The following is a 25,523-nucleotide window of genomic DNA, read 5'->3' as shown; positions in this document are numbered from 1 at the left end:
CATCCACCACGCTGACCAGCCGCGTTGCCTTACGCCTCACGAACTACAGCTGCCGTGACGGTGATCCGTCGGGTGCGCCGTTCGGCCTTGACCTCTCTGTCTCCGCGCTCCAGCAGCACCCCCCTGTCCTGCATGACGGCGTCCGACACCAACTGCTTCTCGGTAAGGATGTCGCGCAGGTTGCGTACGTGCGTGAAGTGGAAGAGTCGCCGTTCCCCCGCATTCGTCACAAAAGCCGAGTAGACCACACTCATGCACCCCAAGGGCAGCAGTCACATCATCAACTGACCTCCGTCGGCTAGCGATTGAGCGATGGCAGCCGAGCCTTATGGTGAAGCCCACGCGGGAGGACTGCCCAAAGGACCCGGTGACGGTACCGGTGGGGTGTGACAGCCGGGGCCCTGCCCGAGAGGTTGCAGTCGGTAGGCTCTCGCAAACGAACTCGAGCAGATGGCGGGGCCGCGCGTGATGCGAGACCTTTACAACGTCCGGTTGCGGCCCACCGAGGCCGGTGCCGCACCGCTGTCCGACGAGGAGGAACAGCGCTTCCGGACCGTACTCTTCAGCGAGCTCGGGAACGAGATCGCCGACCACGGCTATGCGCGTTTCCCGGCGTACACGCCCGAGGACCGCCGCCGGCTGGTCGATGTCGCCCACCGCCTCACCGCGTACTGGGGACAGCAGGTGTTCGTCGAGGCCGAGGACCTCACCCGCCTGCGGCTCCACCTCGCCGGCCACGAGACTCGGCCGCAGGCGCTGCCGACACCCTCCTGAGCCCCGCGCCGGCAACGGCCCCGGTACGCGTCACAGTTCCTTGCCCGACTCCTTCAGGGCATCGAGGAAGGGAGTGAAGACCGCGGCGGGGAAGGTGAGGGTGGCTCGGGTGGGGGCCTTGGAGTCGCGGACGGCGGTGCGCGTGGGGGAGACCGCGACTTCCACGCAGTTGTTCCCGTCGCCTTCGCCGGAGTAGGACGACTTACGCCAGTTGTCCATGGGGTGCCTCACAGCTCCTTCGTCAGCCGGTGGATGAAGTCACGCGATGGGCCCGGTTCGAGTGACGCGTCTTCTACTTTATGGAAGCGCGTTCGGTATGCGCTGAGTTGGGCTTCGGAGTCGATCAGGAGTGCCCCGTGAGGCGCGTCGCGTGCAACTGTGTCCAGTTTGGGCACAGCCCCACCGACATACGTCATCGTGCTTGAGGCCCTGGCGAAGCCGTCCAGGTCGAACGGGATGACCCGCAAGGTGACGCCGTCTGTTTCGGAAGCCTCCAGAAGACGTGTGAGTTGGGTTCGCGTAGCGGCACGGTCGTCGACCCTGATACGGAGGGCCGACTCGTGGATCACGATCTCATGGGGAAAGGTGGCTCTGCTTTGACGCGTCAGCCTGTGCCGGACGCGCAACTCTATTTCTTCTTCGGTGAGTTCAGGAATCCTGGAAGAGAAAACGGCTCGGGCGTAGTCCTCCGTCTGCAGGAGTCCCGGCACGTACAGGACGGCCACGTCCTGCTGGAAGGTGGCATGGTGATCCAGCTCGGCCAGATCCAGGAACGACGTGGGTAGCAGCCCTCGGTACTCCTCCCACCAACCCCGCGTCCGGTCGACTGCCATCGCCACCAAGGCGCCGACGAACTCCTCGTCCACGCAGGCGTAATGGGAGGCGAGACGTCGGAGCCGCCGCTCGCTCACTCCTGACAGTCCCGCCTCGATCTGGCTGATCTGGACGTTGCTCACGCCGAGCATGGCTGCAGCCTGCCGAGCGGTAAGGCCCGCCGCCTCACGGAGCCTGCGCAGCTCTACCGCCAGACGCATCTGCCGCGCCGTTGGTGCGCGCCTCGTGGGCATTGGGCTGTTCCTCACTCCAACACGTCTGACGACGCGACTCGTTCGGGGTCAGATTACGCGACCGGCTTGCAGCGCCGAAACTTTCAGGTCTACCGCCAGTGACGCGACGCACACCGTGCGACACCGGGACCCCGGAAGCGCACCGCTCCGTCCTGCCACGGCGGCCGCGGCAATGACACCGATCCCGCTCCCCTGAACCCCTCCCTCATCGAACGGAGTTGACGCATGCCCGAAAGCGAGAACGAACCGTGGGAGTACTCCCTCTCCATCCCCAACGACCTCCGCGCCGTCACCATCAGCCGCCGCACCCTGCGCCTGATCCTGACCATGCACAGGCTGATCAGCCTCGTCGATGTCGCCGAGTTGCCGGCGACGGAGCCGGTCTCCAACTCCGTGCGTCACACCAAGGGCCCCGCCGCCCTCCGGGTCCGCTGGTCGCCGCCGGGCACGCTGCGGATCGGGGCCTGGGACGCGGACCCAGAACCACCGGAGCCGCCGACCCCCTTCGAGCAGGCCGGCGAGCTGGAGACGGGCCGGGGGCTCGCCCTGGTGCGGGCCTGCGCCGACGTGTGGGGATGGCAGCCGCTGACCCGGGAGGGCGACCGGGGCAAGTTACATGTGGTGCGAGCTGGCCGCCCTCCTCGAGACCGCCTAGGCGATCTCGTTCGGATCGGCCGCTCGTTGTTCCGGCCTCAGGCCCGGTCGCGTGTCCGGTCCGGAAGCAGCGGCTCGATCCGCCCCCTGCGCGTCCCTCACGGTCAGGTACTTCTCAGCCCGCAGTCGAGACGGAGAACACTGTCCTCGCTAGGAAGCTCCTGCGTCGTGCTTCTCACGGCTGGTGAGGACCTGGTCCATGTGAGTCTGCGCCCACTGCCTGAGCCCGCGTGTCAGGTGGTGGAGTGTGAGGCCGAGGTCAGTCAGCTCATAGGTGACGGTGACGGGGACCGTGGGTGTCACGGTGCGGGTGAGCAAGCCGTCGCGTTCGAGGGCTCGTAGGGTCTGGGTCAGCATCTTCTGGCTGACGCCGGCCAGCAGCCGGGCGAGTTCGGAGTAGCGCATCGCTTTCGGGGCGTGCGATGCGCCGGGTTGTCCGGACGCGTCACCACCCAGTGCGCACAGGATCAGGACGACCCACTTGTCCGAGATCCGGTCGAGGAGCTGACGGCTGGGGCACACCGCCAGGAACGCGTTGTATTCCGCCTTGGCCTGCGCCTTTTTGTCAGCCTTCGTCGTCGTCACTGATCTCACCGTCAACCTCTGGGGTAGTTACGCACTTCAGAGTGCCTACTTCCCGATGGGAAGCAAGTCTCCAATGCTGGTGCAAGAGGGACGGAGACACCACCCCTGGCAAGAAGCGAAAGGCACTGCGATGGAGACCACCTTCACACCTCCTCTTCCCGGCGGAACTTGGACGCTGGGTGACTCGACCGTCACCCGGTTCGGCTACGGCGCGATGCAGCTCGCCGGCCCGTGGGTCATGGGGCCGCCCGCCGACCACCACGGTGCCCTGGCCGTCCTGCGCGAGGCGGTCGGCCTCGGGATCACCCACATCGACACCAGCGACGCCTACGGACCGCGCGTCACGAACGAGCTGATCCGCGAAGCGTTGCACCCCTACCCGGAGTCGCTGTTCATCGCCACCAAGGTGGGCGCGACCCGCGACGCGCAGGGCGGCTGGCCCACGGCCCGGCGCCCCGAAGACCTGCGCAGGCAGGTCCACGAGAACCTCGACTCCCTCGGTGTCGAGGCCCTTCACCTGGTCAACATGCGCATGGGCGACGCTCAGGGGCCCCGGCCCGGCTCGATCGCCGAAGCGTTCGAAACACTTGCCGGCCTCCAGCACGACGGTCTGATCCGCCACCTCGGCGTCAGCAATGTCACCGCGGAGCAGGTCGCCGAGGCGCGCGGCATCGCCCCGATCGTGTGTGTGCAGAACATGTACAACCTCGCCCACCGCCACGACGACGACCTCGTCGATCACCTCGCCGCCGACGACATCGCCTACGTGCCGTTCTTCCCCCTGGGCGGCTTCACGCCGCTCCAGTCCGAGACCCTCTCGCAGGTCGCGAGCCGGCTGAAGGCGACGCCGATGTCGGTCGCGCTGGCCTGGCTGATGCGACGCTCGCCGAACATCCTGCTCATCCCCGGTACCTCGTCCACCGCCCACCTGCGCGAGAACATCGCAGGCGCCGGGCTCTCCCTCTCCGACGAGGACGTGGCCGAACTGGACGGCATCGGCCACTGAACAACACACAGGTCGTCGGCCGCACCGACGAGCTCGTGCACGGTAGGCAGTTCCGCTCGGGTTACCGGGCGGTCGGCAGTTCCCGTCGGCGGCGAGGTGGATTTTCGTGGTCAGTCCGCCGCGGGACCGGCCGATGGCATGATCGGCCGGTTCGCCGGCCGGGTCCCCCTTTTGCGGGCTCCGGCCGCGTGCCGGTGGACCCGTACGATCGTGGAGTCCACCGGGAAGGCCCAGTTGAGGTCCTCGTCGGCGTCGGCCTGGGCCATCAGCGTGGTGAAGTCCCGTTACCAGGTGCCGTCGATGGCCCACAGCGGATCCGGTGCCGCTTCTTCTGGTGCTCCGAGAGGAGCGCGACTCACCTCCGGACGACCGCCGGACCCCGGACGACCACAACGTACGGGACAGCCCTCAGTATTCGCATGATCCGCCGGACGGAACCCGGCCGTCTTCGGAATTCGCCCGCCTGCGGCGCCGCAGCGGCGCCGTCGCCCACATCGTCAGGCCGACCAGGGACAGGATCACCGCTCCTCCGACGACGGTGGGTATCGCCGCCATGAGGAAGAAGGTGAGCAGCAGCTCCACTCCCGCCGGCTCCTCGCCCATCGTGCTCCCGCCCTGCTCCACGAACACCACGACGCCGGCCTGGAGCGATCACCGACGGCGGTTCGCCCCGGATGCTGGACGCCGCCCGCGCGGGGGACGCCGATGGTCTTCGTCAACCGCTGGCTCCCCGGTGTGGACGTGCCCGTGGTGCGGTCGGACGGGCAAAGGGCCGTGCGGGACCTGGTGGCGCACCTGTACGGGCTCGGGCACCGGCGGCTCGCGATCATCGCGGGGCCGGCCGCCACCACGACCGGGCGCGAGCGCGTCGACGCCTTCCGCGAGGCGCTCGGCGTGTACGGGCTCCCCCTCCCCGACGCCTACATCGGCCAGGGCGACTTCCAGGCCGACAGCGGCCGCCGGGTCACCGAGGGCTTCCTCGACCTGGCCGAGCCGCCCGAGGTCGTCCTCGCCGCCGACAACCTGACGGCGCTCGGCGCGCTGGACGCCATACGTGCGTGCGGCTCCGGCTTCGCCGAGGGCCTCGAGGAGTACCCGGGCATCAAGGTCGTCGCCGAGCAGCCCGCGGACTTCGACCGCACCAAGGGCCTCGACGTGATGACCAACCTGCTTCAGGCCCACCCCGGCATCGACGGTGTGTTCGCCGAGAACGACGAGATGGCGCTCGGCGCGATCAAGGCGCTCGGCTCCAAGGCCGGAAAATCGGTCCAGGTCGTCGGCTTCGACGGCACGCCGGACGGCCTGAAGGCGGTCGGGGAGGGCACGCTGTACGCGTCCGTCGCGCAGCAGCCGAGGGAACTGGGCAGGATCGCGGTGGACAACGCGCTGTGCGCGGTCGAGGGCAAGAAGGTCGACGAGACGGTGATGGTCCCGGTGAAGGTGGTCACGAAGGAGAACGTGGCCGGCTTCGGCGGCTGACCACCGCCGCCCGCGCCGACCGGGGGCGGGCGGCCGCGACGGCCGCCCGCCCGGAACGACCCTATGAGGAGCCATGGAGAACCAGTCCGTGTACGACTACGACCTGCTGATCGTGGGGTCGGCCAACGCCGACCTGGTGATCGGCGTGGAGCGCCGGCCGGGCGCCGGGGGGACGGTGCTCGGCTCCGACCTGGCCGTCCACCCGGGCGGCAAGGGCACGAACCGGGCGGTCGCGGCCGCCCGGCTCGGCGCCCGTACGGCCCTGCCGGCCCGGGTCGGCGACGACGCGCACGGGCGGCTGCTGCCGGACGCAGCGGGAGGCCGGGGTCGACACGGTGGGCGTGCTGGTGGGCGGGGCACCGACCGGCGTCGCGCTGATCACGGTGGACCCGTCCGGTGACAACAGCATCGTCGTCTTGCCGGGCGCCAACGGTCGGCTGACGCCCGCGGACGTACGCGCCGCCGGAAGCATCTTCCACGCCGCCCGGGGCGTCTCCACACAGCTGGAGATCCCGCTGGAGACGGTGGCGGAGGTGGCGCGCACGCTGGCGCCGGGCAGCCGGCTCGTGCTGAACCCGTCGCCGCCGCAGCCACTGCCGTCCGAGGTGCTGGCAGCGTGCGACCCGCTGATCCTCAACGAGCACGAGGCGAGGGTGATCCTGGGTGAGGCCCGCGTCGGTGAGCGGCCCGAGGACTGGGCGCGGCTGCTGCTCGCGAAGGAGCTCCGGTCGGTGGTGGTGACGCTGGGCAGTGAGGGTTCCCTGGTGGCCTCCTCCGACGGTGTCGCCCGCATCTCCTCCGTACCGGTGCGTGCCGTGGGCACCACCGGCGCCGGGGACTCCTTCACCGCCGCGCCGGCCTGGCGGCTCGGTCTCGGCGACTCCCTCGCCGACGCGGCCTCGTACGCGGCCCGGGTGGGGGCGGTGACGGTCACCAAGGAGGGCGCGCAGGTGCCCTTCCCGACGGCGGCGGAGGTCGCCGCGCTGTGAAGAAGCACGGGATACCCAACCGGCGTCTTCCCGGTGCGCCGGCCGAGCCGGGCCACGGGGACGGGGTCCTGCCGTGCGTGGGGAAACTCCGACGCGGAGAAACTTTCGAGGGGGCCCGGTACGTGACCGGGCCCCCTCGGTTTCCTCCCCCGTCAGAACCTCTCGGATCCCCCCGGGTCCCCCACAGAAGTCCTGACAGCAAGTACGACCCGCGGGGTGCGGGGAGGGTTGTACGGACTTCGCGAAAACTTTTCCGGCCCTCAGCCAGGTGCGGGCGCGGGTGTGGTGCCGGGGGTCCGCGGCACCGTGGTCACGCCCGAGCCGTCGGGTGTTGTCTCCAACGTGTCCGGATCACGTCACATCGCGATCAACAGCGTTGCGTCCGCAACGGGTTGTGCGACAGCATGTTCGAGCAGGTTTGTGATGCGTACGTGACGCACGGGGGTGACACACGTGAAGTTCGACATGGGGTCCACGACCCTGTCGGATCTGGGCAAGAACACGGTCGGTTCGAGCACCGACCTGGGCACGCTGATCCGCATGCTCATCCAGGCGGCCGAGCCGCTGGAGGGCAAGTTCAACGGATCCGGAAAGGTCGCCTTCGACTCGTTCAAGACGCGCGCGGACGAGATCACCGCCGCCCTGAACGACTCGCTCGGCGCGATCCTCGAAGGCCAGGGCGGTATGGACACCGCGTTCGGCACCGGTGACGTGGAACAGCAGGACAACGCCCACAAGAACATGGGGGCGGCGAACTTCGACGCGGCCCGCTTCGGCGCGCGCTAGACCGCCGGCCGGGGCAGAGACCGACAACCACAGGGGATTTGTGACGATGGGTCAGAATCTGGACCGCCGCTCCTACGACACCGGCGCGTCGAGCGAGGTGCAGGGCGGTCTGCAGGGCATCGTCGGCCAGTTGGAGCGCGTACTGGCCGACCGCGACAAGGCAGTGAAGGCCGCCATGGCCGACTTCCAGGCCGACGGGGTCTCCGAGGAGTACCACGGCAAGGAGGTGCGCTGGAACCGCGCGGCCGACGAGGTGCGCAGCATCATCCAGTTGGTGCGCACCACCCTCGAGGACAACGACGGGACGGCCCAGGCGACGATGGCGAAGGCGCGGGCGGCGGTCGACAACATCGGCTGACCCGGGCGCGTCGGCGGGACGACGGCACACGGGGATACGGGGATACGGGGAATCCACATGACGGGGTGGGACATCTCGCCGTCCGGCGTGCAGCGCGTCCTCACGCGGACGGCGGAGGCGGCCGAGGGACTCTCGGACACCGGGAAGACCCTGCAGGAGACCATGCCGAGCGCGGCGAAGTCCGCCGGCACGATCCAGCAGGGCGGCGTGGAGAAGAGCGGGGTCCAGGGCCCGGTCGCGGCGGCGCTGGGCGAGTTCTTCACCGCCTACCAGGAAAAGCTGATGTACGTCGCGGTGCGCACGTCGAACTCCCTCGACGGGGCGGCCACCGCGACCAACGCGTATGTCAAGGGCGACCTGGACATGGCCGCACAGGCCCAGGCGAACGCGCTGAAGGAACCGAAGATCGACCTGCCGGGGGCGGGCGGGCAGCAGGGGGGAACGTGAGCGCGGACCTGATCGACCCGCAGAACATCCCGCAGTTCACCGGCGACTTGGAGCAACTGGGCACGGACCACATGCTGCTGACGGGAGAGGCCCTCGTCTTCCGCCAGTCGGGATCCGACGTGCACACCCGCTTCCAGGGGCTGTCGGCGTGCTACACGGCACCGGAGGCGGAGCAGTTGTTCGCCACGACCGCGCCGGTGGCGGCCAAGGCGGACGAGTTCGCCGACGATCTGGAGAAGGTCGCGGCGGCCCTCAGCTCGTACGAGACGGAGATCCAGCCGCTCGTGGCCAGGCTGAAGAGCCTCAAGCGGCGTGCGGAAACCTTCCGGCAGCAGATAGCGGGGGACGACGACTGGCGCGAGGACGACGACAACGTCCAGCTCAACAACGACCTGGTGTACGACGTCAACGCCACCACGGAGGCCTTCTGGCAGGCGGAGATCACCTGCCACGACAAGATCACCGCGCTGGTGGGCGGCTCGAAGCTGATCCTCGAGGACGGCGCGGACAAGCGCCTGGTGGAGCGCGGCACCAGCACCTACGGCTTCACCGCCGACCTGCTGAACCAGGCCGAGGAACTGCCCTGGGGCAGGACCGTGGAGAAGGAGCGGCACGGGCTCGACTGGCTGGGCCACCAGGTGTGGGAGTTCGGCAAGGGATTCTTCGTCGACGGGGTGTGGGGCACGATCCAGGGCCTGGGCACCCTCGTCGGCTTCGACGGCTGGGACGCGGCGGGCGAGGCCTGGAAAGGGCTCGGCAAGCTCGCGACCGGCGTGCTCATCACCGCGGTGCCCGTCGTCGGCGTCGCCTACTGGGCGATGCCCGAGGACAAACTGCCCTCCTACCTGCGCGACTCCCGCAACGCGGTCAAGGAGACGGGCAAGGCGCTGGTCGCCTGGGACCAGTGGGGCGAGAACCCCGCACGCGCGAGCGGCGCGGTCACCTTCAACGTCCTGACCACGGTGTTCACCGGAGGCGCCGGAGCGGCGGCGAAGAGCGGCGCGGTGGCCCGCACGGTCGGCGCGCTCGGCAAGACGGCCCGGCTGGTCGACCCCATGACGTACCTGGGCAAGGCCGCGACGTTCGGCACGGTCAAGGTCACCGACCTGTTCGCCGGCCTGCGGGGCGTGCACGCGGGCGCCTACGACGGCGTCCTCTCCGGCGCGGGGCGCGTCCAGCCCGACGGCAGCGTGGTCCGGGTCGCCGACGACACGCCCGTCATCCGCGACAACGTCGTGGAGTGGCCGGACGGCACCCGCCTGAACCTGGACGACGGCTCGGTCGTCCGCGCGGACGGCACGGCGGCCCCGGCCAAGGTGGAACTGTCTGCGGCGGACCGGGAGTTACTGGAGCGGAGCCTGCCGCACGAGGAGGGTGCGCTCGTCGGGGCGGGCGACCGGGCAGGCGCGCACGCCGTCGGGAGCACGGCGGCCCACGTCAGCGGCGACGCGACGGGGCGGGCCGGCGGCAACACGGCGCCGACCGCGCACGCCGGCGAGCACGCCGGGGCGCGCGGCACGGACACGGTGCCCGCCCGCGACACCGGCGGGCACGCGGCGGGCGGGGACGGGCACGCGGGCGGCGGTGGGACCGACGGTGGCGCGATTCCCGCCCAGCACGGTGGGACCGGGGGCGGTCGCGCGGGCGGGGACGGCTCGGGCGGATCGCCGTCCGGCAGCCGCGATCCGCTGGACCTCGAACGCGAGGTCATGCGCCGGCAGGTCGAACGGGCCAACAACGACCCCCAGTGGTTCAAGGATCACTACCGGGAGAACGGATACCGGCGCGACACGACCGCAGAGGGCGGATACGGCCAGGCCGTACCCCAGATCACGCTCAACCCGTTCGCGCCGCCCAAATGGATCGCGGCCAGTGACATGCCTCCGGCGATCAAGGAAAGCTATGTGCGTCCGGATCCCATCGAGGGCAAGCCGGCGGAACTCCCCGGCACGACCCGGGACTACCTGGACGAACAGGCCGCCAAACGGGACACGGCGGTCAAGGCCGACAAGGCGGCGGAGGACGCCCTCAAGGACGCAGAGAAGGCCTACGCCGCCAACCCCACGGACGAACTGGCCGCCGCGAGGGATCTCGCCGACAAGACTCACTCACCGCTCCACGGCGACGCGAACCGGCAGAGCGAACTGCTCGGCGAGCACGCCGCCGAGCGCCATGCGATACCCGAGCACTACAAGGGTGCGGTGCGTCTGGACGACGGGGCGTTCGGCAACAATCGGTTCGACCAGGTGTACCAGACGACGGACGGCCGGTACGTCGTCGTCGAGGCGAAGGGGTCGACGACGGCCTCCCTCGGAGCGCGCAAGGGGCACAGTGGTCGGTTGGTGACGCAGGGGACTCGGGAGTACTTCAAGACCATCCTGATGGAAATGGAAAAAAGGGCCAAGAGGCACGAAAGCAAGGCAAATAAAACCGGAGATATGGATCTGCTCGAAGCAGCAAAGGCAGAACGCAAGCTGGCCGAGGATCTAGATAAGGCGCTCAAACAGGACCAAATAGACTACGTCCTCATAAAAGCAAAACCTGACGGAGCCCAGTACGCTGGCTACGAAATGCTGCATTTCAATATAGCGAAATGAGGAAACCGCACGTGCCGACGAGGATTTCACGGCCCGCGATGGAGGGAACCCATCCAGATCCGGACGCGTTTCGAGAGGAACTGAATGCCCGCACTATCTCGAAGATCGAGGACCTCGAGAAGTACCCGGACAGCTTTGATTTGACCTTCAGCAGTGCCCTGGACACGGCTAAACTTCAGACCCTCGATGACCCCACCGCCGAGAAGCTGGAGACGTGGGAGGCCTGGGTGATGGCCATGCAGGTCGGGTCCGCGTTGTTCGCCTCGGCGACCGCTCCCGAGGGCTCCACCGTTGAGTGCATGATCGGCCATGAGGTGCGGACGATCCCCGCCGTGGGGATCACGCACTTCGTGGACGCCGGGACCTGGCTGGACGCCTTCTGGCTGGCGGTCGTCTGCCGCGACCAGGCGCGGATGACGCAGCTGTGCCAGGTACCGATCGAGACACTGCGGGCCTCCGGCGCCGTGTTCGAGGAGTACATCTACCACTGGGTGGACACCCTCCAGACGTACTGGCTGGAACGGCCGGGCCTCGGGGACAAGCTCGTCGCCACGTTCGACGGGACCGACCCGGACCGGTTGCGGTTCATGGACCGCGAGATGATGCTCAAGGTTCTGTATCCGCCGATCAACCTCTTCTACCGCTTCGTCGGGCAGGACCCCGACCAGTTCAACGAGGCCCTGGTCCAGGCACTCCAGCTCCACAAGGAGTACTGGACGGCAAGCGAGGAGCGTGAGGAATCCGGTGACGGCGACATCCCCCTCGCGATCCTCGCCCTCACCTGCCTCGCCCACGACGCCGGACGGCCCGTCGAGGTCGAATCGGAGTACCTGCCCGAGCATCTGCTCAAGCGCAGCTGGCTGGGCGAATTCCCCACCTGACCCGACACGAGGTGAATGAGCAGCATGTCCGCTCAGGACTACGACAGTCAGCTTCTCGAATCCGTTTCCGTGCGGCGGCGGCGGTTGCGGGACGCCCTGTTGTTCGGGGCGCAGCGGCAACGGCGGGCCGTGGACGAGCGGGTGGGGAAGGTGATCGCCGGGATGGTGATCGCGGCCGTGCTGTGCGCGGGGTGTGTGGGGTGGTCGTTCGTTTCGCATCGGCTGATGGGGCAGAGCAGCCCGTACTCCCCCGGCGTTTCCACGCCCTCCAGTAGTCCTACAAGCCGGTGATAGGTTCGCGAGCGTGATGTCTACGGGGCCTTGAGCACGGAAACGGCCGGTGGGCCGACGGTGTTGAGCCGGGTCACGCTCGTCGGTGAGCGGCGCCGCGTCGACCTCGTCCTTCCGGCGCGGGAACCGGTCGGGCTGCTGCTGCCCGAGGTCATGCGGTTGCTGGACGACCGTGTGGAGGGGCGGCCCGCCTCACGTCACCTCGTCACGGTGGACGGCTCCGCGCTCGACCACGACGGCACCCTGGAGACGGCGGGGATCCGCGACGGTGCCGTCCTGCGTCTCGTCCGCGCGGAGGACGCCCCGCCCGCCCCCGTCGTGCACGACGTCACCGACGAGGTGGCGGAGGATCTCGGTCATCGGGCGTGGGTGTGGGGGCCAGCCGCGCGGCGGGTCACGGCGGGGGTCGCGAGCGTGGGCTGGGTGGTCGTCGCCGCGTTGTTCGCGCGTGCGCGGTACGACAGTTCGGCCGTCGCCGCCGCGCTGCTCGCCGCCGCCGGTGCGGCCGCGGTCGCGGGTGCGGTCCTGGGGCGGGTGCGCAGGCACGGGCTCGCCGCCACACTCCTGTGTGCTGGTGGCGCGCTCGGTGTGCTGGGCGTGTGGAGCCTGGTCGACGACCTCGGCGGGGCCTCGGCGGGCGCTCTGCGGCTCGCCGGGGTGGCGGCTGTGAGTGTGCTGGTCCTCGCTCTGCTCGGGCTGTTCACGCCGTTGGGGCGGGGCGGGCTCGTGGGTGCCGGGGCCGTGGCCCTGACCACCGTCGGCTGGGAGGTCGTCGTCGCCGTGCAGTCCGGTGCCGGGACGGCGGAGCAGCAGGCCCGTGTCGGGGCCGTTGTCGGCGTGGTCTCGGTGGTGCTGCTCGGCGTGCTGCCGCGGCTCGCGCTGATGGCGTCCGGGCTCTCCGGGCTCGACGACCGGCGGGCCGGCGGGGTCTCCGTCAGCCGCCACCAGGTGTCCGTCGCCCTGGCCGCCGCCCACCGCGGGCTGGTGCTCGCCACGATCACTCTGGCGGTGTCGGTCACCGTGGCCGCCGTACTGGCGCTGCGGGATCCCTCCGGGTGGACGGTGCCGCTCGCCGCGGTCGCCGCGGTGGTGCTGGCGCTGCGGGCCCGGGCGTTTCCGCTGGTCGCCGAGGTGGTCGTGCTGTTGGCCGCCGCGGCGGGCGTCGCCGTGCGGTTGCTGGCGGTGTGGGCGGAGCGAGCCTCGGCCGCGGCACCGATGGCCGTCCTCGTGGTGCTGGCGGTCCTGCCGCTCGTCGTGCTCGCCGTGCAGCCGGCCGAGCACGTACGGGTCCGGCTGCGGCGGGCCGGTGACCTGCTCGAGTCGGTGGGGGTCATCGCGCTGCTTCCGCTGCTCGTCGGCGTGTTCGGTGTGTACGGGCGACTGCTCGACACCTTCGCTTGAGGGCTTGAGGGGCGCGGCGGCATGACGAGTGGGGAGCAGGAGCAGGAGCAGGAGCAGGAGCAGGAGCAGCCGTCGGCGCACGGCGGTGGCGGTGGCGGCGACTGGCAGCGGGACGTGCTGCGGGAGTTGGGCGGCGAGGGAAGCGGCCCCTCGGACGCGGGGACGCACACCGGTGCGGAAGCGGGGGCGGGCGCGGAAGGCGACGTGCCCGGCCCGGCGTCCTCCTCCCCCGTACCGGCCGACCGGGGCGCCGGCGAGCCGGTCCCGGAGCGGCCCGCGGTGCCCGCCGCCCCCGTCCCCACCCGTGCCCCCCACCTCCCCACGGCTCCCGCCCCCGAGTCCTCCCCCACCCTCGATCCCCGTCTCCTCCTCGCCCTGGGGCGCCCCCTGCACGGAGACTCTGTGACCCGGCGCACGGGGAGGGTGCTGCGCAAGCTCACCTCGTCCGTGGCTCAGGACGTCGCCGAACAGACGCGGATCGCCCGGGAGTTGCAGCAGCCCGTCACCACGGGCCGGGTGGTGGCCGTCACCTCCATCCGTGGCGGTGTCGGCAAGTCCACCGTCTCGGCGCTGCTCGGGCGCACCTTCAACCACTACCGGCACGACCCGGTGCTGACCCTGGAGGCGGATGCCGCGCTGGGCACCCTGCCGGTGCGCATGGGTGCGGAAGCGGTGCGCTGGACGTGCGCCGATCTCGCGTCGATCCTCCATCCGTCCATGCAACTGACGGACGTGACCGGCTACTTGGTGCCGGTGCCGGACGGCGGCTGGCTGCTCCCGGCGAGCCGGGGCCAGGTCGGTCCGCCGCTCGACATGACGGCGTACCGCAAGGTGACGCTGGCGCTGCGCCGCTACTTCGCCGTGACCGTGGTCGACTGCGAGACGCTCCCCGGCGAGGTGGCCCGCACCGCCATGGACACCGCGCACGCCCGGGTGGTGGTCTCGCCGGCCACCGCGGAGGGGGTGAACGCCACCCGTCAGGTGCTGGACTGGCTGGCCCGGTTGCCGCACTCGGCCCTGGCCACGACGGTCGTGGCGCTGGTGTTGGGCGCCCCCGACATGCTCCTCGACGACAAGACGGCCGCCGGGCATCTCAAGGAGGCCGGGGTCACCGTCGTCTCCGTGCCGTACGACCGGCATCTGGCCGGTGGCGGCCCCCTCCGCACCGACCTCCTGGCGCACGCCACGCAGCAGGCCGTGCTGCGGCTGGCCGCCGAGGTGATGGGGCGCGCGGTGAGGGTGCGATGAGCGCCCGGTCGGTGCGCTCCAGCTCGTGTCCGCCCCACCCCTCTTCCGTCTCTTCCGTCTCTTCCGTCACGACCCGCTCCGGAGAAGTCCGCCCGTGACCCTGCAGATCGTCCATCGGCCCGCCCGCAGCACCCGCCCCCCGGAACCCGCCCGGCCCCGCACGATCGAACCCCCGCCGAACCTTCCCGAGGGGAAGATCGGCAACGCGGCCACCGCGCTGCTGCCGATGGCCGGCGTCATGGGCTCCGTGGTCATGATGACCGTGATCCGCAACAGCCGGTTCGCGGTGGTGGGCGCGGTCGTGCTGGTCTTCGCGCTGCTGGGCGCGGTGGCGCTGTTCCTGTCGCAGCGGGGCAAGGCGCAGCGCACCCGGCGCACGCAGCGTGAGCGCTACCTGGAGTACCTGGAGGAACTGCGGGAGGAACTCGGCGTCGCGGAGCGCCGGCTGCGGGATGCGGAGCGGGAGCTGAACCCGCCGCCGGACGCGCTGTACGACCTGGTGCGGGACCCCGCCCGGCTGTGGGAGCGGCGCCGTCGGGACGCCGACTTCCTGCGGGTACGGGTCGGTCTCGGTGACGTGCCGGCCCAGGAGCCGGTGATCCAGCAGAGCGGCGCCGGCGGGGTGCTGACGCCGCCGGATCCGTTCATGCTCAACGAGGCGCGCGCCCTGCAGCGCCGGTTCGCGACGGCCGCCGACGTGCCCTTGACGGTGCCGTTGGACCGGGCGGGAAATGTCAGCGTCGTCGGCGACCGGGAGGACGTCCTGCGGGTCGTCCGGGCCCTGCTGGTGCAGACGGCGGTGACGCACGCTCCGGACGACGTCGCGCTCGCCCTGGCCGTGCCCGGTGAGCGGCTCGCCGAGTGGGAGTGGGCCAAGTGGCTGCCCCACGTGCTGGATCCGCAGGCGCACGACGGTCCGGTGGCCGCCCGCCGTATCGCGCCCGATGTCCGGCAGCTCGCCGAAGGGCTCCGGCACGAGCTGGGCCGGCGGTCCGCGTACGCGGCGGAGGTGCGGCGCGGTCTGGCCGACCGGGCCGCGCTGCGGCTGGCGGGCCGGCTGCTGGTGGTCGTCGACGCCCACGGCGAGCCGGCCGCCGAACTGCCCCGCCCGGACTCGACGGTCGGGCTGGCGGACATGGGGGTCACCGTGGTGCACCTCCTCCAGGAGCAGGTGCACGAACCGGACGAGGTGAGTGTGCGCCTCACCGTCCAGGGCGAGCGGGTGGTCGTCGAGGACGTGCGTGGTTCCTCCGCCGCAGAGGACCTGCGCGGTTCCTCCGTCGCCGAGGGCGCCGTCGACCCGGTCACCGCGGCCGGGGCGGAGGGCGTCGCCCGGCTGCTGGCCCCGCTGCGGCTGTCGCCTGAGTCCATCGCCGAGGGAAGCCCCGTCACCGGTCCGGTCGACTTCCCCGCGCTCCTCGGCATCGCCGACCCCGCCGACCTCGATCTGCCCACCCTGTGGAAGCCCCGCGGCGAACGCGACTTCCTCCGTGTGCCCATCGGCCTGACGGACCGCCATGAGCCGGTTCTGCTGGACCTGAAGGAGTCCTCCCAGCTCGGCATGGGCCCGCACGGACTGTGCGTGGGGGCCACCGGTTCCGGCAAGAGCGAGCTGCTGCGCACCCTCGTCCTCGCCCTGGCCGCCACCCACTCCCCGGAAGAGCTGGCACTCGTCCTGGTCGACTACAAGGGCGGCGCCACGTTCGCCCCCTTCGCCGAACTCCCGCACACCGCCGGGATGATCACCAACCTGGAGAACCGGGCCGGGCTCGTCGAACGCGTCCACACCAGCCTCGCCGGTGAGGTCAAGCGCCGCCAGCAGGTCCTGAAGGACGCCGGCAACATCGCCGACATCGGGCATTACGCCGTGCTGCGCGCCACGGAGCGGCCGGACCTCGAACCGCTCCCGCACCTGTTCGTCGTCATCGACGAGTTCGGCGAACTCCTCACTGCCAAACCGGACTTCATCGACCTGTTCCTGTCCATCGGGCGCATCGGCCGCTCCATCGGCGTCCACCTGCTGCTGTCCAGCCAGCGCATCGAGGGCGGCAGGCTCAAGGGCCTGGACACCTACCTGTCGTACCGGCTGGGTCTGCGGACCTTCTCCGCCGACGAGTCCCGCACGGTCCTCGACACCACCGACGCCTTCCATCTGCCGCCGCTGCCCGGCTTCGGCTACCTGAAGGTCGACACCTCCACCTACGAACGGTTCAAGGCCGGGTACGTCTCCGGCGCGCACCGCGGCCCGGCGGTGCGCGAGCAGCGGGACGAGGGGCCGCTCGCCCTGCCCTACCCGGCGTACAACACCGCGGGACGGGCCGGGGAGCCGGAGGAGGAACCCGCTGCCACCCGGCGGGAGACCGGCCCGACCGTCCTGTCCCTCATGGTCGGCGGGCTCGCCGGCGCCTCCCCCAAGTTCTCGGCTCCGCTCGAGCAGGGGGGACCCCCATCGCCCGTGCGCCGCATCTGGCTGCCCCCGCTGCCGGACGCCGTCACCCTGGACGCGGCCGCGGGACCGGTCCGGGTCTCCGAGCGCGGGCTGCACCTGGCGCGCGCCACGGGCGGGATGCGGGTGCCGCTCGGTGTGCTCGACGACCCGGCCCGGCAGTGGCAGGGCCGGTGGGAGCTGGACCTGACCACGGCCGGCGGTCACGTGGTCGTGATCGGCGGCCCCCAGTCCGGCAAGACCACGCTGCTGCGGACCCTCGTGCTGTCCCTGGCGGTCACCCACACGCCCCGCGAGGTCGCCGTGTACGGCCTGGACCTGGTCGGCGGCGGCCTCTCGGCCCTGGCCGCCCTGCCGCACGTCGGCGGGGTCGCCGGACGGGCCGACCGTGAGCGCGCGGCCCGTACGGTGGCCGAGGTGCGCGCCATGCTCGACGAGCGCGAGGCGGTCTTCCGCGAGCACGGCATCGACTCCGTCGACCAGCTCCGACGGCTCCGCGCCCAGGGCCGGCTGCCGCAGCTCGGCTCCACCGACGTCGTCCTCGTGGTCGACGGTTTCGGCGCGCTGCGCGACGACTTCGCCGACCTCGACGAGCCGGTCGCCGACCTGCTGAAGCGGGGCGGCGGTTACGGCATCCACGTGGTGGCGGGCATGCTGCGCTGGAACGACGTCCGCATCGCCACCCAGTCGCTCTTCGGCACCCGCGTCGAACTGCGCCTGAACGACCCCGCCGACTCCTCCGTCGACCGCAAGCTCTCCGATACCCTCTCGCCGGACGTGCCCGGCCGGGTGCTCACCGACGGCAAGCTGTTCGCGCAGGCCGCCCTGCCCCGCATCGACGGCTCGCCCACGACCGGCGACCTGGGCCCGGCCCTGGACGAGGCGGTCCGGACCGTCCGCGCCACCTGGCACGGCGAGCCCGCAGCCCCGGTGCGGGTGCTGCCGGCCCGGCTGCCGGCGACCCGGCTGCTCTCACCGGCCGCCGAACCGCGGCGGATACCCCTCGGGCTCGACCAGGACGCCCTCGCCCCCGTGCTGCTCGACCTCTTCGGCGGCGACCAGCACCTGCTGGTCCTCGGCGACAACGAGTGCGGCAAGACGAACCTGCTGAAGCTGGTCGTCGCCGGGCTCGTCGAGCGGTACTCCGACGACGAGCTGGTCTTCGGCGTCTTCGACCCCCGCCGCGGTCTGCGCGGCGTCGTCCCGGAGCCGTACCGGGGCGGCTACGCCCACAACGCCACGCTCGCCACCGCCCTCTCCACGGGCATCGCCGCCGAACTGCACAAGCGGCTGCCGGAGACCGCCGACCCGGACGCACCCGAGACCGGCGAACCCGCGTTCCGGGGCCCGCGGATCGTCATCCTCGTCGACGACTACGACATCCTCACCACCGCCGGACAGCAGCCCCTCGCGCCCTTCCTGCCGTACGTCTCCTCCGCGCAGGACATCGGCCTGCACTTCGTCCTGGCGCGCCGCGTCGCGGGAGCCTCGCGCGCGCTGTACGAGCCGCTGCTGACCACCCTGCGCGAGACGGGCACCACCGCCCTGGTGATGACCGGCGACCGCACCGAGGGGCAGCTCTTCCCCGGCCTGTACGCCTCCCCGCAACCGCCCGGCCGCGGCACTCTCGTCCGCCGCGGCCGACGCCACCAACTCGTCCAGACCGCGCTGACCGGAGCCGAAGAGGAGGGAGAGTCGTGACCAAGGACGTCATCGCCCTCACCCCGAAGATGCCGGACACCTGGGCCCTGCTGGCCGGCCTGTACGCGGGCGGACCCGAGGCGGGCGTCACCGCCGGGTCCGGTGGCGCCGTGCTGCGGCTGTGCGCCCCGGACGGCAGACCCCTCGTGTCGGTGGAGGCCCCGCTGCTGGTCCAGGTCCCCGGGGAGGCCGAACGGCTGCTCGGGCGGGACGTGCCCGTGCCGTTCTGGTGGACCGAGGCCCGGGCCTCCGGCGCCGTGCCCGAGGCCGAGCGGCTGGCGGGATCGGTGTGCGGGCGGCTCGTCCTGCTGCTGGGCGGCAGCACCTGGCCCGAGCCGGCGGCGGGCACCGAGGTCGTGGACGTGCGCGCGGCCGTCGCGCCGGACGACGGACAGCCGGTCGTGGACGTCCTCACCGACACCACGTCCGTCGTCCTGGCCGACCGGCCCGTCCTGGCCCTGACCACCTGGCTCTCCGAGGTACTGCGCGGCACCTCCGAGTCGGGCCGGGCCCTGCAGATCGTCACCCCGCCGCACGTCCGGCTCAGTGCCCCGGCCCGCGCCACCCTCCTCCAGGTGCCCAACCGCTGGGTCGTCCAGGACCCGGCACAGGGCTACTATGACGGGCTGTCCGGGGCGGTGCTGCGCTGGCGGCAAGGGACGTTCGCGCCCGCACTCGGGGCGGACGGCACGGCCTCGGTCGCCGAGGCGTTCGGCCGGACGTCCCCGTCGGGCGACCGGCAGCTCGTCGTGGCGTTCCGTACGACGCTCCCCGCGCACGAGGACGCCGTTCTGGGCGAAGCGCTCGAGACGGCCTGGCGCGCGCTCACCGGCTCGGCCCCGGCCGGCTGGGGCACCGCGGAACCCGTCAACCTGCCCTGGTCGCCGCGCCGGCTGACCGACCTGGCCCGTGACCGGGCCCCCGAACCCACCCATCTGCTCGTGACGGGGCACCCCGACCGGCCCGCGCTGGCATGGATCCGGGTGACGCGGACGACCGCCGGGGTCGAGCAGGACGTGACGCTCACCCTCGGGTACGGGCAGGGCGAGGAACCGCCCCTGGAGGCGATCGCACCCCTCGCCGAGACCCTCGTCGTGGAACACGGCCTGACGACGATGCTGACCTCGGTGCGGCGGGCCTCCCGCGACCTCACGACGGCGCCCGTGCTCCAGGCGCCGTCCGTCCCGGTCGCCTTCACCCTGGGTGCGCGCGACGTGCGGGGCATCGGACTCACCCATGCCCGTCGCCCGCCCGTCGGGGTACGGCCCGTCGTCCTGGGGCCCGCCTCCGAGCCGGCCCTGCACTACCCGCTGGGGGACGGATCGGACGCCGGCGCCCTCGTCGAGCTGCACCGCCTGGCGGCGCACCTGCGGGCCGGTGTGCCGGGGGCGGGGGTGGAGGCCTGACGTCGTCGTCCGCGTCGGCAGCACCTCGGGCGGGACCCGGGGCACGGGGCACAACCTGTTTCTCCGGGTGCCGTCTCAGTGAACCGCCCCTTGCCGACGAGCGGGTCCGACTCTGGGGCGCTGGGAGGCTGAGCGCCCGTAGAGGGCCTGTCGTGGGGTCTCCGTCGCTCTCCCCGGACAATGAGGACGCCCCGCCGGTACTCGCCCGCCCGGCGGGGCGTCTCCGGGCTCCCCGTGGCCGTCCGTGGGCTCAGGCGGCGACGGTCGGCCGGAATCGGATCGGAGCCAGCGCGGTGCGCCCGGAAAGAGGCGTGGGGTCGCCGCTCACGGCTCACGGCTCACGGCTCACGGCTCACGGCCGGACGTTCTCCGTGAACCTCTGCGCCGTCTCCGCCAGGACCTCGCGCCCGTCCCGGGCCCACAGGACGTCGTTGAAGAGTTCGACCTCGATGGCGCCGGTGTAGCCGGCCGCCTCCACGTGGCCCTGCCACTCCCGCATGTCGATGCACCCGTCGCCGATCTGACCGCGGCCGTTGAGGACGCCCTCGGGCAGCGGGGTGGTCCAGTCGGCGAGCTGGAAGGTGTGGATGCGGTCCTGGGCGCCGGCGCGGGCGATCTGCGCGGGCGCGGTGTCGTCCCACCAGATGTGGTACGTGTCGACCGTGACGCCGACCTGCCGGGCCGGGAACCGTTCGGCCAGGTCCAGGGCCTGGGCGAGGGTGGAGACCACGCAGCGGTCGGAGGCGTACATGGGATGCAGCGGCTCGATGGCCAGGCGCACCCCGTGCTCCTCGGCGTACGGGCCCAGCTCCGCCAGGGCGTCCGCGATGCGTTCGCGGGCGCCGGGCAGGTCCTTGGAGCCGGCCGGGAGGCCGCCGGAGACCAGGACCAGGGTGTCGGTGCCCAGGGTGGCGGCCTCGTCGACGGCGCGGCGGTTGTCGGCCAGGGCCGCGGCCCGCTCGGCGGGGTCGATCGCGGTGAGGAAGCCGCCCCGGCACAGGGTCGTCACCGTCAGGCCGGCGTCCCGGACCAGTTTCGCCGCCGCCTCCACGCCGTAGGCCTGGACGGGTTCGCGCCACAGGCCCACTCCGGGGACGCCCAGGTCACGGCAGGCGTCGACGAGTTCCGGCAACGACAGCTGCTTGACCGTCATCTGGTTGATGCTGAAACGCGCGAGGTCGGTCACGGGGTCACTCCGTACAGGTGCAGCAGGGTCCGCATGCGGTCCTCGGCGAGCTTCGGGTCGGGGAACAGGCCGAGGCCGTCGGCGAGTTCGTAGGCGCGGGCGAGGTGCGGCAGCGAACGGGCCGACTGCAGGCCGCCGACCATGGCGAAGTGGCTCTGGTGGCCGGCCAGCCAGGCCAGGAACACCACGCCCGTCTTGTAGAAGCGGGTGGGCGCCCGGAAGAGGTGCCGGCTCAGCTCCACCGTCGGGTCGAGCAGGGCGCGGAAGCCCTCCGTGTCCCCCGTGTCCAGGACGCGGACCGCCTGCGCCGCCAGCGGGCCGAGCGGGTCGAAGATGCCGAGCAGGGCGTGACTGAAGCCCTGCTCGTCGCCCGCGATCAGCTCGGGGTAGTGGAAGTCGTCGCCGGTGTAGCAGCGCACCCCCTGCGGCAGGCGGCGGCGCAGGGCGACCTCGCGACCGGCGTCCAGCAGCGAGACCTTGATGCCGTCGACCTTGTCGGGGTGCGCGGCGATGACCTCCAGGAAGGTGTCGGTGGCCGCGTCCAGGTCCGACGAGCCCCAGTAGCCCTCCAGCGCCGGGTCGAACATGGGGCCGAGCCAGTGCAGGATCACCGGCTCGGCGGACTGGCGCAGCAGGTGGCCGTACACCTCCAGGTAGTCCTCGGGTGAGCGGGCGGCACAGGCCAGCGCGCGGGACGCCATCAGGATGGCCTGCGCGCCCGACTCCTCGACGAGCGCGAGCTGTTCCTCGTAGGCCGCCCGCACCTGGGCGAGGGTGCCCGCGGCGAGCTGGTCGGTGCCGACGCCGCAGGCGATGCGCCCGCCGACGGCCTTCGCCTCGGCGGCGGAGCGGCGGATCAGCTCGGCCGCGCCCGCCCAGTCCAGGCCCATGCCGCGCTGGGCGGTGTCCATCGCCTCGGCGACACCCAGACCGTGCGACCACAGGTGGCGGCGGAAGGCGAGGGTGGCGTCCCAGTCGACGGCGGCGGGCGAGTCGGGTGTCGTGTCGGCGTACGGGTCGGCGACGACATGCGCGGCGGAGAAGACCGTACGGGAGCTGAAGGGGGCCCCGGCGGCGAGCGCGAGGGGCTCGGTGCGGGGCTCGTACGTCCGCAACCGGCCCCGCACGTCGGGCAGTTCGATGGTCACAGCGCGATCTCCGGTACGTCGAGGCGGCGGCCCTCGGCCGACGACCTCAGGCCCAGCTCGGCGAGCTGGACGCCGCGGGCGCCGGCCAGCAGGTCCCAGCGGTAGGGGGCGTCGGCGTAGACGTGCTTGAGGAACAGCTCCCACTGGGCCTTGAAGCCGTTGTCGAACTCGCCGTTGTCCGGGACCTCCTGCCACTGGTCGCGGAAGACCTCGGTGGCGGGGATGTCCGGGTTCCAGACGGGCTTGGGGGTGGCCGAGCGGTGCTGGACGCGGCAGTTGCGCAGGCCGGCGACGGCGGAGCCCTCGGTGCCGTCGACCTGGAACTCGACGAGTTCGTCGCGGTTGACGCGGACCGCCCAGGAGGAGTTGATCTGGGCGATGGCGCCGCCCTCGAGTTCGAAGACGCCGTAGGCGGCGTCGTCGGCGGTGGCGTCGTAGGGCTTGCCGTTCTCGTCCCAGCGCTGCGGGACGTGGGTGGCGGCCAGCGCCTGGACGGAGCGCACCCGGCCGAACAGCTCGTGCAGCACGTACTCCCAGTGCGGGAACATGTCGACGACGATGCCGCCGCCGTCCTCGGCGCGGTAGTTCCAGGACGGGCGCTGCGCGGACTGCCAGTCGCCCTCGAAGACCCAGTAGCCGAACTCACCGCGCACCGACAGGATCCGGCCGAAGAAGCCGCCGTCGATGAGCCGCTTCAGCTTGAGCAGGCCCGGCAGGAACAGCTTGTCCTGCACCACGCCGTGCTTGATCCCGGCGGCGTTCGCCAGCCGGGCCAGCTCCAGGGCGCCGTCGAGGCCGGTGGCGGTCGGCTTCTCGGTGTAGATGTGCTTGCCGGCCGCGATCGCCTTGGTGAGGGCCTCCTCACGGGCTGAGGTGACCTGGGCGTCGAAGTAGATGTCGACGCTGTCGTCGGCGAGCACCGCGTCCACGTCGGTGGAGATGTGCTCCAGGCCGTGCCGCTCGGCCAGCGCCCGCAGCGCGTGCTCCCGGCGGCCGACCAGCACCGGCTCCGGCCACAGCACGGTGCCGTCACCGAGGTCGAGGCCGCCCTGCTCGCGCAGCGCCAGGATGGAGCGGACGAGGTGTTGCCGGTAGCCCATCCGCCCGGTCACACCGTTCATGGCGATACGCACCGTCTTGCGTGTCACGTCGTTCCCTTCGTACGCGGTCCCCGCGCGCCGCGTACGCCCCACCCGTCACGCACCGCGGCCGGCGACTGACGGCCGGTGGCCCGGTGACTGGTGAACGCCACAGCAAGCGCTTTCTATGTATCTAGAAGCTAGCCTCTGAACGGCGGTCCGGACAAGACCATGGAGAACCCGACTTGTTCGAGGGGGCGAACAAGTGGACGCGGGGCCATAGGGTCTGGTCGGGCGGGGCATCGGGTTCTGTGCCCGGACACGCCCGGACAGGCGGCCGGCGTCGGTACGGCGTCGATCGGTACGGCGCCGTACGGCGCCGCTACGACGAGATGCGCGACCGGAGGACGAGAGATGACGGTGACCCTGGCGGACGTGGCGGCCCGCGCGCAGGTCTCCCCCGCGACGGTGTCGCGCGTGCTGAACGGGAACTATCCCGTGGCCGCTTCCACCCGCGAGCGGGTGCTGAGGGCGGTGGACGAACTCGACTACGTGCTCAACGGCCCCGCGAGCGCCCTGGCCGCCGCCACCTCCGACCTGGTGGGCATCCTGGTGAACGACATCGCCGACCCGTTCTTCGGGATCATGGCGAGCGCGATCCAGGGCGAGATCGGGGGTCCGGGCGGGCGGGCCGGCGGGGAGAGACTCGCGGTGGTGTGCAACACGGGCGGCTCCCCGGAACGCGAACTGACGTACCTCACGCTGCTCCAGCGGCAGCGGGCCGCGGCGGTGGTGCTGACCGGCGGCGCCATCGAGGACGCCCCGCACAAGGCGGCGATGGACGCGAAGCTGCGCAAGCTGGCGGACGCCGGGACCCGGGTGGTGCTGTGCGGCCGGCCGCCGGCACCGGACACCGGGGCGATCGCGCTGACCTTCGACAACCGCGGTGGCGGCCGGGAGCTCACCGAGCATCTGATCGGGCTCGGTCACCGCCGCCTCGGCTACGTCGCGGGCCCGCAGGAGCGCACCACCACCCGCCACCGCCTCGAGGGGCACCGGGCCGCGCTGGCCGCGCACGGCATCGAGGAGGACCCCCGCTGGACCGTCCACGGCCGCTACGACCGCCGCTCCGGCTATGAGGCCGCCCTCGAACTCCTGCGCAGGGACCCCGCGCTGACCGCCGTGGTCGCCGCGAACGACTCCGTCGCGCTGGGCGCGTGCGCGGCGCTGCGGGACTCCGGCCGGAAGATCCCCGACGACGTGTCGGTCGCCGGTTTCGACGACCTCCCGTTCAGCATCGACGCGGTGCCCGCCCTGACGACGGTACGGCTGCCGCTCGCCGGGGCGGGGGCACGGGCCGGCCGCATCGCGATGGGCCGCGAGGAGCCGCCGCCCGGGGGGATCGCCTCCGTGCGGGGCGAGTTGATGGTGCGGGGGTCCTCGGGGGCACCGCGGGTGTGAGCGGGGCCTCCGGCAGCTCCGCGGGGGTGAGCGGATGGCCGGGGCATCCACCCGTGCGGGCCGCCCCGTGCGGGTGCCGGCACCCGCACCTGTATCCGGGCCCATCCCTGTCCCCGGGGCGGCGACCGTTCTGCCCGGTCAAAGGCCGCGGTGTTCCGCATGCGGTTCTCGCGTGCGTGCCACCCCGTGCGGGTGCCGGCACCCGCACCTGTATCCGGGCCCATCCCTGTCCCCGGGGCGGCGACTGTTCCGCCCGGTCAAAGGCCGCGGTGTTCCGCATGCGGTTCTCGCGTGCGTGCCACCCCGCGCGGGTGCCGGCACCCGCACCTGTATCCGGGCCCATCCCTGTCCCCGGGGCGGCGACCGTTCTGCCCGGTCAAAGGCCGCGGTGTTCCGTACGCGGTTCTCGTACGCGGTTCTCGTACGCGGTTCTCGTACGCGGTTCTCGTACGCGGTTCTCGTGCGCGGTTCTCGGCGGCGCCGATGAGTTCCGGCGCTACCGTCGGTCTGCACTTCCGTCATCACCTCAGGAC

21 protein-coding genes and 5 pseudogenes are annotated in these 25,523 nt (G+C 71.8%); 17 read left to right on the top strand and 9 right to left on the bottom strand.

The window, feature by feature from the left end; all coding sequences use genetic code 11:
• Positions 1-29: 29 nt before the first annotated feature.
• Positions 30-254 carry a DarT ssDNA thymidine ADP-ribosyltransferase family protein gene (locus tag ACFP2V_RS38480; protein WP_381221340.1) on the bottom strand — a complete coding sequence of 75 codons (225 nt, stop codon included), beginning with the start codon at positions 252-254 and terminating at the stop codon, positions 30-32.
• 214 nt (positions 255-468) lie between these two features.
• Between ACFP2V_RS38480 and ACFP2V_RS38475 the strand changes: the two genes are divergently transcribed.
• Positions 469-774, top strand: a complete 306-nt coding sequence (locus tag ACFP2V_RS38475; RefSeq protein ID WP_381221376.1) for a hypothetical protein — start codon at positions 469-471, stop codon at positions 772-774.
• A 30-nt stretch (positions 775-804) separates the two neighbouring features.
• Here the strand turns inward: ACFP2V_RS38475 and ACFP2V_RS38470 are convergent, their stop codons facing one another.
• Positions 805-993: a DUF397 domain-containing protein gene (locus ACFP2V_RS38470; protein ID WP_381221337.1), complete on the bottom strand. Its 189-nt coding sequence runs from the start codon at positions 991-993 to the stop codon at positions 805-807.
• Positions 994-1,001: 8 nt separating this feature from the next.
• Entirely contained in the window at positions 1,002-1,841 is an 840-nt protein-coding gene (locus tag ACFP2V_RS38465) for a helix-turn-helix domain-containing protein (protein WP_381221335.1), read from the bottom strand.
• Positions 1,842-2,066: 225 nt separating this feature from the next.
• On the opposite strand from ACFP2V_RS38465, the pseudogene ACFP2V_RS38460 reads away from it, so the two are divergent.
• A pseudogene (locus ACFP2V_RS38460) lies at positions 2,067-2,496 on the top strand (ATP-binding protein).
• Between the two features lie 149 nt (positions 2,497-2,645).
• Here ACFP2V_RS38460 and ACFP2V_RS38455 read toward each other — a convergent pair.
• Entirely contained in the window at positions 2,646-3,080 is a 435-nt protein-coding gene (locus ACFP2V_RS38455) for a winged helix-turn-helix transcriptional regulator (RefSeq protein WP_381221332.1), read from the bottom strand.
• A gap of 130 nt (positions 3,081-3,210) precedes the next feature.
• Here ACFP2V_RS38455 and ACFP2V_RS38450 point away from each other — a divergent pair, with 130 nt between their 5' ends.
• Complete coding sequence (locus tag ACFP2V_RS38450; RefSeq protein ID WP_381221330.1) at positions 3,211-4,086, top strand: aldo/keto reductase family oxidoreductase; 876 nt, start codon at positions 3,211-3,213, stop codon at positions 4,084-4,086.
• A 69-nt stretch (positions 4,087-4,155) separates the two neighbouring features.
• Here the strand turns inward: ACFP2V_RS38450 and ACFP2V_RS38445 are convergent.
• Positions 4,156-4,307: pseudogene (locus ACFP2V_RS38445) on the bottom strand (IS5/IS1182 family transposase); the annotation flags it as partial.
• A 187-nt stretch (positions 4,308-4,494) separates the two neighbouring features.
• Positions 4,495-4,719 (bottom strand): hypothetical protein, encoded by a 225-nt coding sequence (locus ACFP2V_RS38440; RefSeq protein WP_381221327.1) that lies wholly within the window; start codon positions 4,717-4,719, stop codon positions 4,495-4,497.
• Between the two features lie 20 nt (positions 4,720-4,739).
• Here ACFP2V_RS38440 and ACFP2V_RS38435 point away from each other — a divergent pair.
• From ACFP2V_RS38435 to ACFP2V_RS38375, 13 genes and pseudogenes are all read left to right on the top strand, one after another.
• Positions 4,740-5,151: pseudogene (locus tag ACFP2V_RS38435) on the top strand (substrate-binding domain-containing protein); the annotation flags it as partial.
• Positions 5,134-5,565: pseudogene (locus ACFP2V_RS38430) on the top strand (substrate-binding domain-containing protein); the annotation flags it as partial. The pseudogenes ACFP2V_RS38435 and ACFP2V_RS38430, both read left to right, overlap by 18 nt.
• Positions 5,566-5,653: 88 nt before the next feature.
• Positions 5,654-6,554 (top strand): annotated as a pseudogene (locus ACFP2V_RS38425) (ribokinase).
• Positions 6,555-7,007: 453 nt separating this feature from the next.
• Positions 7,008-7,340, top strand: a complete 333-nt coding sequence (locus ACFP2V_RS38420) for a hypothetical protein (RefSeq protein WP_055694956.1) — start codon at positions 7,008-7,010, stop codon at positions 7,338-7,340.
• A 46-nt stretch (positions 7,341-7,386) separates the two neighbouring features.
• A complete protein-coding gene (locus ACFP2V_RS38415) occupies positions 7,387-7,698 on the top strand; it encodes a pore-forming ESAT-6 family protein (protein WP_381221323.1) in 312 nt (103 codons plus the stop codon).
• Between the two features lie 57 nt (positions 7,699-7,755).
• Positions 7,756-8,145 (top strand): DUF6507 family protein, encoded by a 390-nt coding sequence (locus tag ACFP2V_RS38410; protein WP_381221320.1) that lies wholly within the window; start codon positions 7,756-7,758, stop codon positions 8,143-8,145.
• Positions 8,142-10,742, top strand: coding sequence for a hypothetical protein (locus tag ACFP2V_RS38405; RefSeq protein ID WP_381221317.1), 2,601 nt, complete (start codon positions 8,142-8,144; stop codon positions 10,740-10,742). The genes ACFP2V_RS38410 and ACFP2V_RS38405 overlap by 4 nt, the downstream gene beginning before the upstream one ends.
• Before the next feature lie 11 nt (positions 10,743-10,753).
• Positions 10,754-11,623, top strand: coding sequence for an immunity 49 family protein (locus tag ACFP2V_RS38400; protein WP_381221314.1), 870 nt, complete (start codon positions 10,754-10,756; stop codon positions 11,621-11,623).
• 24 nt (positions 11,624-11,647) lie between these two features.
• On the top strand, positions 11,648-11,914 hold the full coding sequence (locus ACFP2V_RS38395; RefSeq protein WP_381221311.1) for a hypothetical protein: 267 nt from the start codon (positions 11,648-11,650) through the stop codon (positions 11,912-11,914).
• Positions 11,915-11,944: 30 nt separating this feature from the next.
• Positions 11,945-13,315, top strand: coding sequence for a type VII secretion integral membrane protein EccD (gene eccD, locus ACFP2V_RS38390; protein ID WP_381221308.1), 1,371 nt, complete (start codon positions 11,945-11,947; stop codon positions 13,313-13,315).
• A gap of 21 nt (positions 13,316-13,336) precedes the next feature.
• Positions 13,337-14,563, top strand: coding sequence for a CpaE/TadZ family protein (locus ACFP2V_RS38385; RefSeq protein WP_381221305.1), 1,227 nt, complete (start codon positions 13,337-13,339; stop codon positions 14,561-14,563).
• Between the two features lie 94 nt (positions 14,564-14,657).
• Entirely contained in the window at positions 14,658-18,710 is a 4,053-nt protein-coding gene (eccCa, locus tag ACFP2V_RS38380) for a type VII secretion protein EccCa (protein ID WP_381221302.1), read from the top strand.
• A complete protein-coding gene (locus tag ACFP2V_RS38375; protein WP_381221299.1) occupies positions 18,707-20,116 on the top strand; it encodes a DUF6177 family protein in 1,410 nt (469 codons plus the stop codon). Before eccCa ends, ACFP2V_RS38375 begins: the two co-directional genes overlap by 4 nt.
• 352 nt (positions 20,117-20,468) lie before the next feature.
• Here ACFP2V_RS38375 and ACFP2V_RS38370 read toward each other — a convergent pair whose 3' ends face one another.
• The 3 genes from ACFP2V_RS38370 to ACFP2V_RS38360 are packed head-to-tail and all read right to left on the bottom strand — an operon-like array spanning position 20,469 to position 23,598.
• Entirely contained in the window at positions 20,469-21,302 is an 834-nt protein-coding gene (locus tag ACFP2V_RS38370) for a sugar phosphate isomerase/epimerase family protein (protein ID WP_381221296.1), read from the bottom strand.
• Positions 21,299-22,450, bottom strand: a complete 1,152-nt coding sequence (locus tag ACFP2V_RS38365) for a dihydrodipicolinate synthase family protein (RefSeq protein WP_381221293.1) — start codon at positions 22,448-22,450, stop codon at positions 21,299-21,301. The genes ACFP2V_RS38370 and ACFP2V_RS38365 overlap by 4 nt, the downstream gene beginning before the upstream one ends.
• Positions 22,447-23,598, bottom strand: a complete 1,152-nt coding sequence (locus ACFP2V_RS38360; protein WP_381221290.1) for a Gfo/Idh/MocA family protein — start codon at positions 23,596-23,598, stop codon at positions 22,447-22,449. The genes ACFP2V_RS38365 and ACFP2V_RS38360 overlap by 4 nt, the downstream gene beginning before the upstream one ends.
• Positions 23,599-23,943: 345 nt before the next feature.
• Between ACFP2V_RS38360 and ACFP2V_RS38355 the strand changes: the two genes are divergently transcribed.
• Positions 23,944-24,990, top strand: a complete 1,047-nt coding sequence (locus ACFP2V_RS38355; RefSeq protein ID WP_381221287.1) for a LacI family DNA-binding transcriptional regulator — start codon at positions 23,944-23,946, stop codon at positions 24,988-24,990.
• The last annotated feature ends 533 nt before the right edge of the window (positions 24,991-25,523 follow it).

This window comes from Streptomyces incanus, assembly GCF_042656345.1.
In the GTDB taxonomy this organism is placed as follows: Bacteria; Actinomycetota; Actinomycetes; order Streptomycetales; family Streptomycetaceae; genus Streptomyces; species Streptomyces incanus.
The sequence above is the reverse complement of the archived record's forward strand: the minus strand, read 5'-3'. Positions and strand labels throughout refer to the sequence as shown.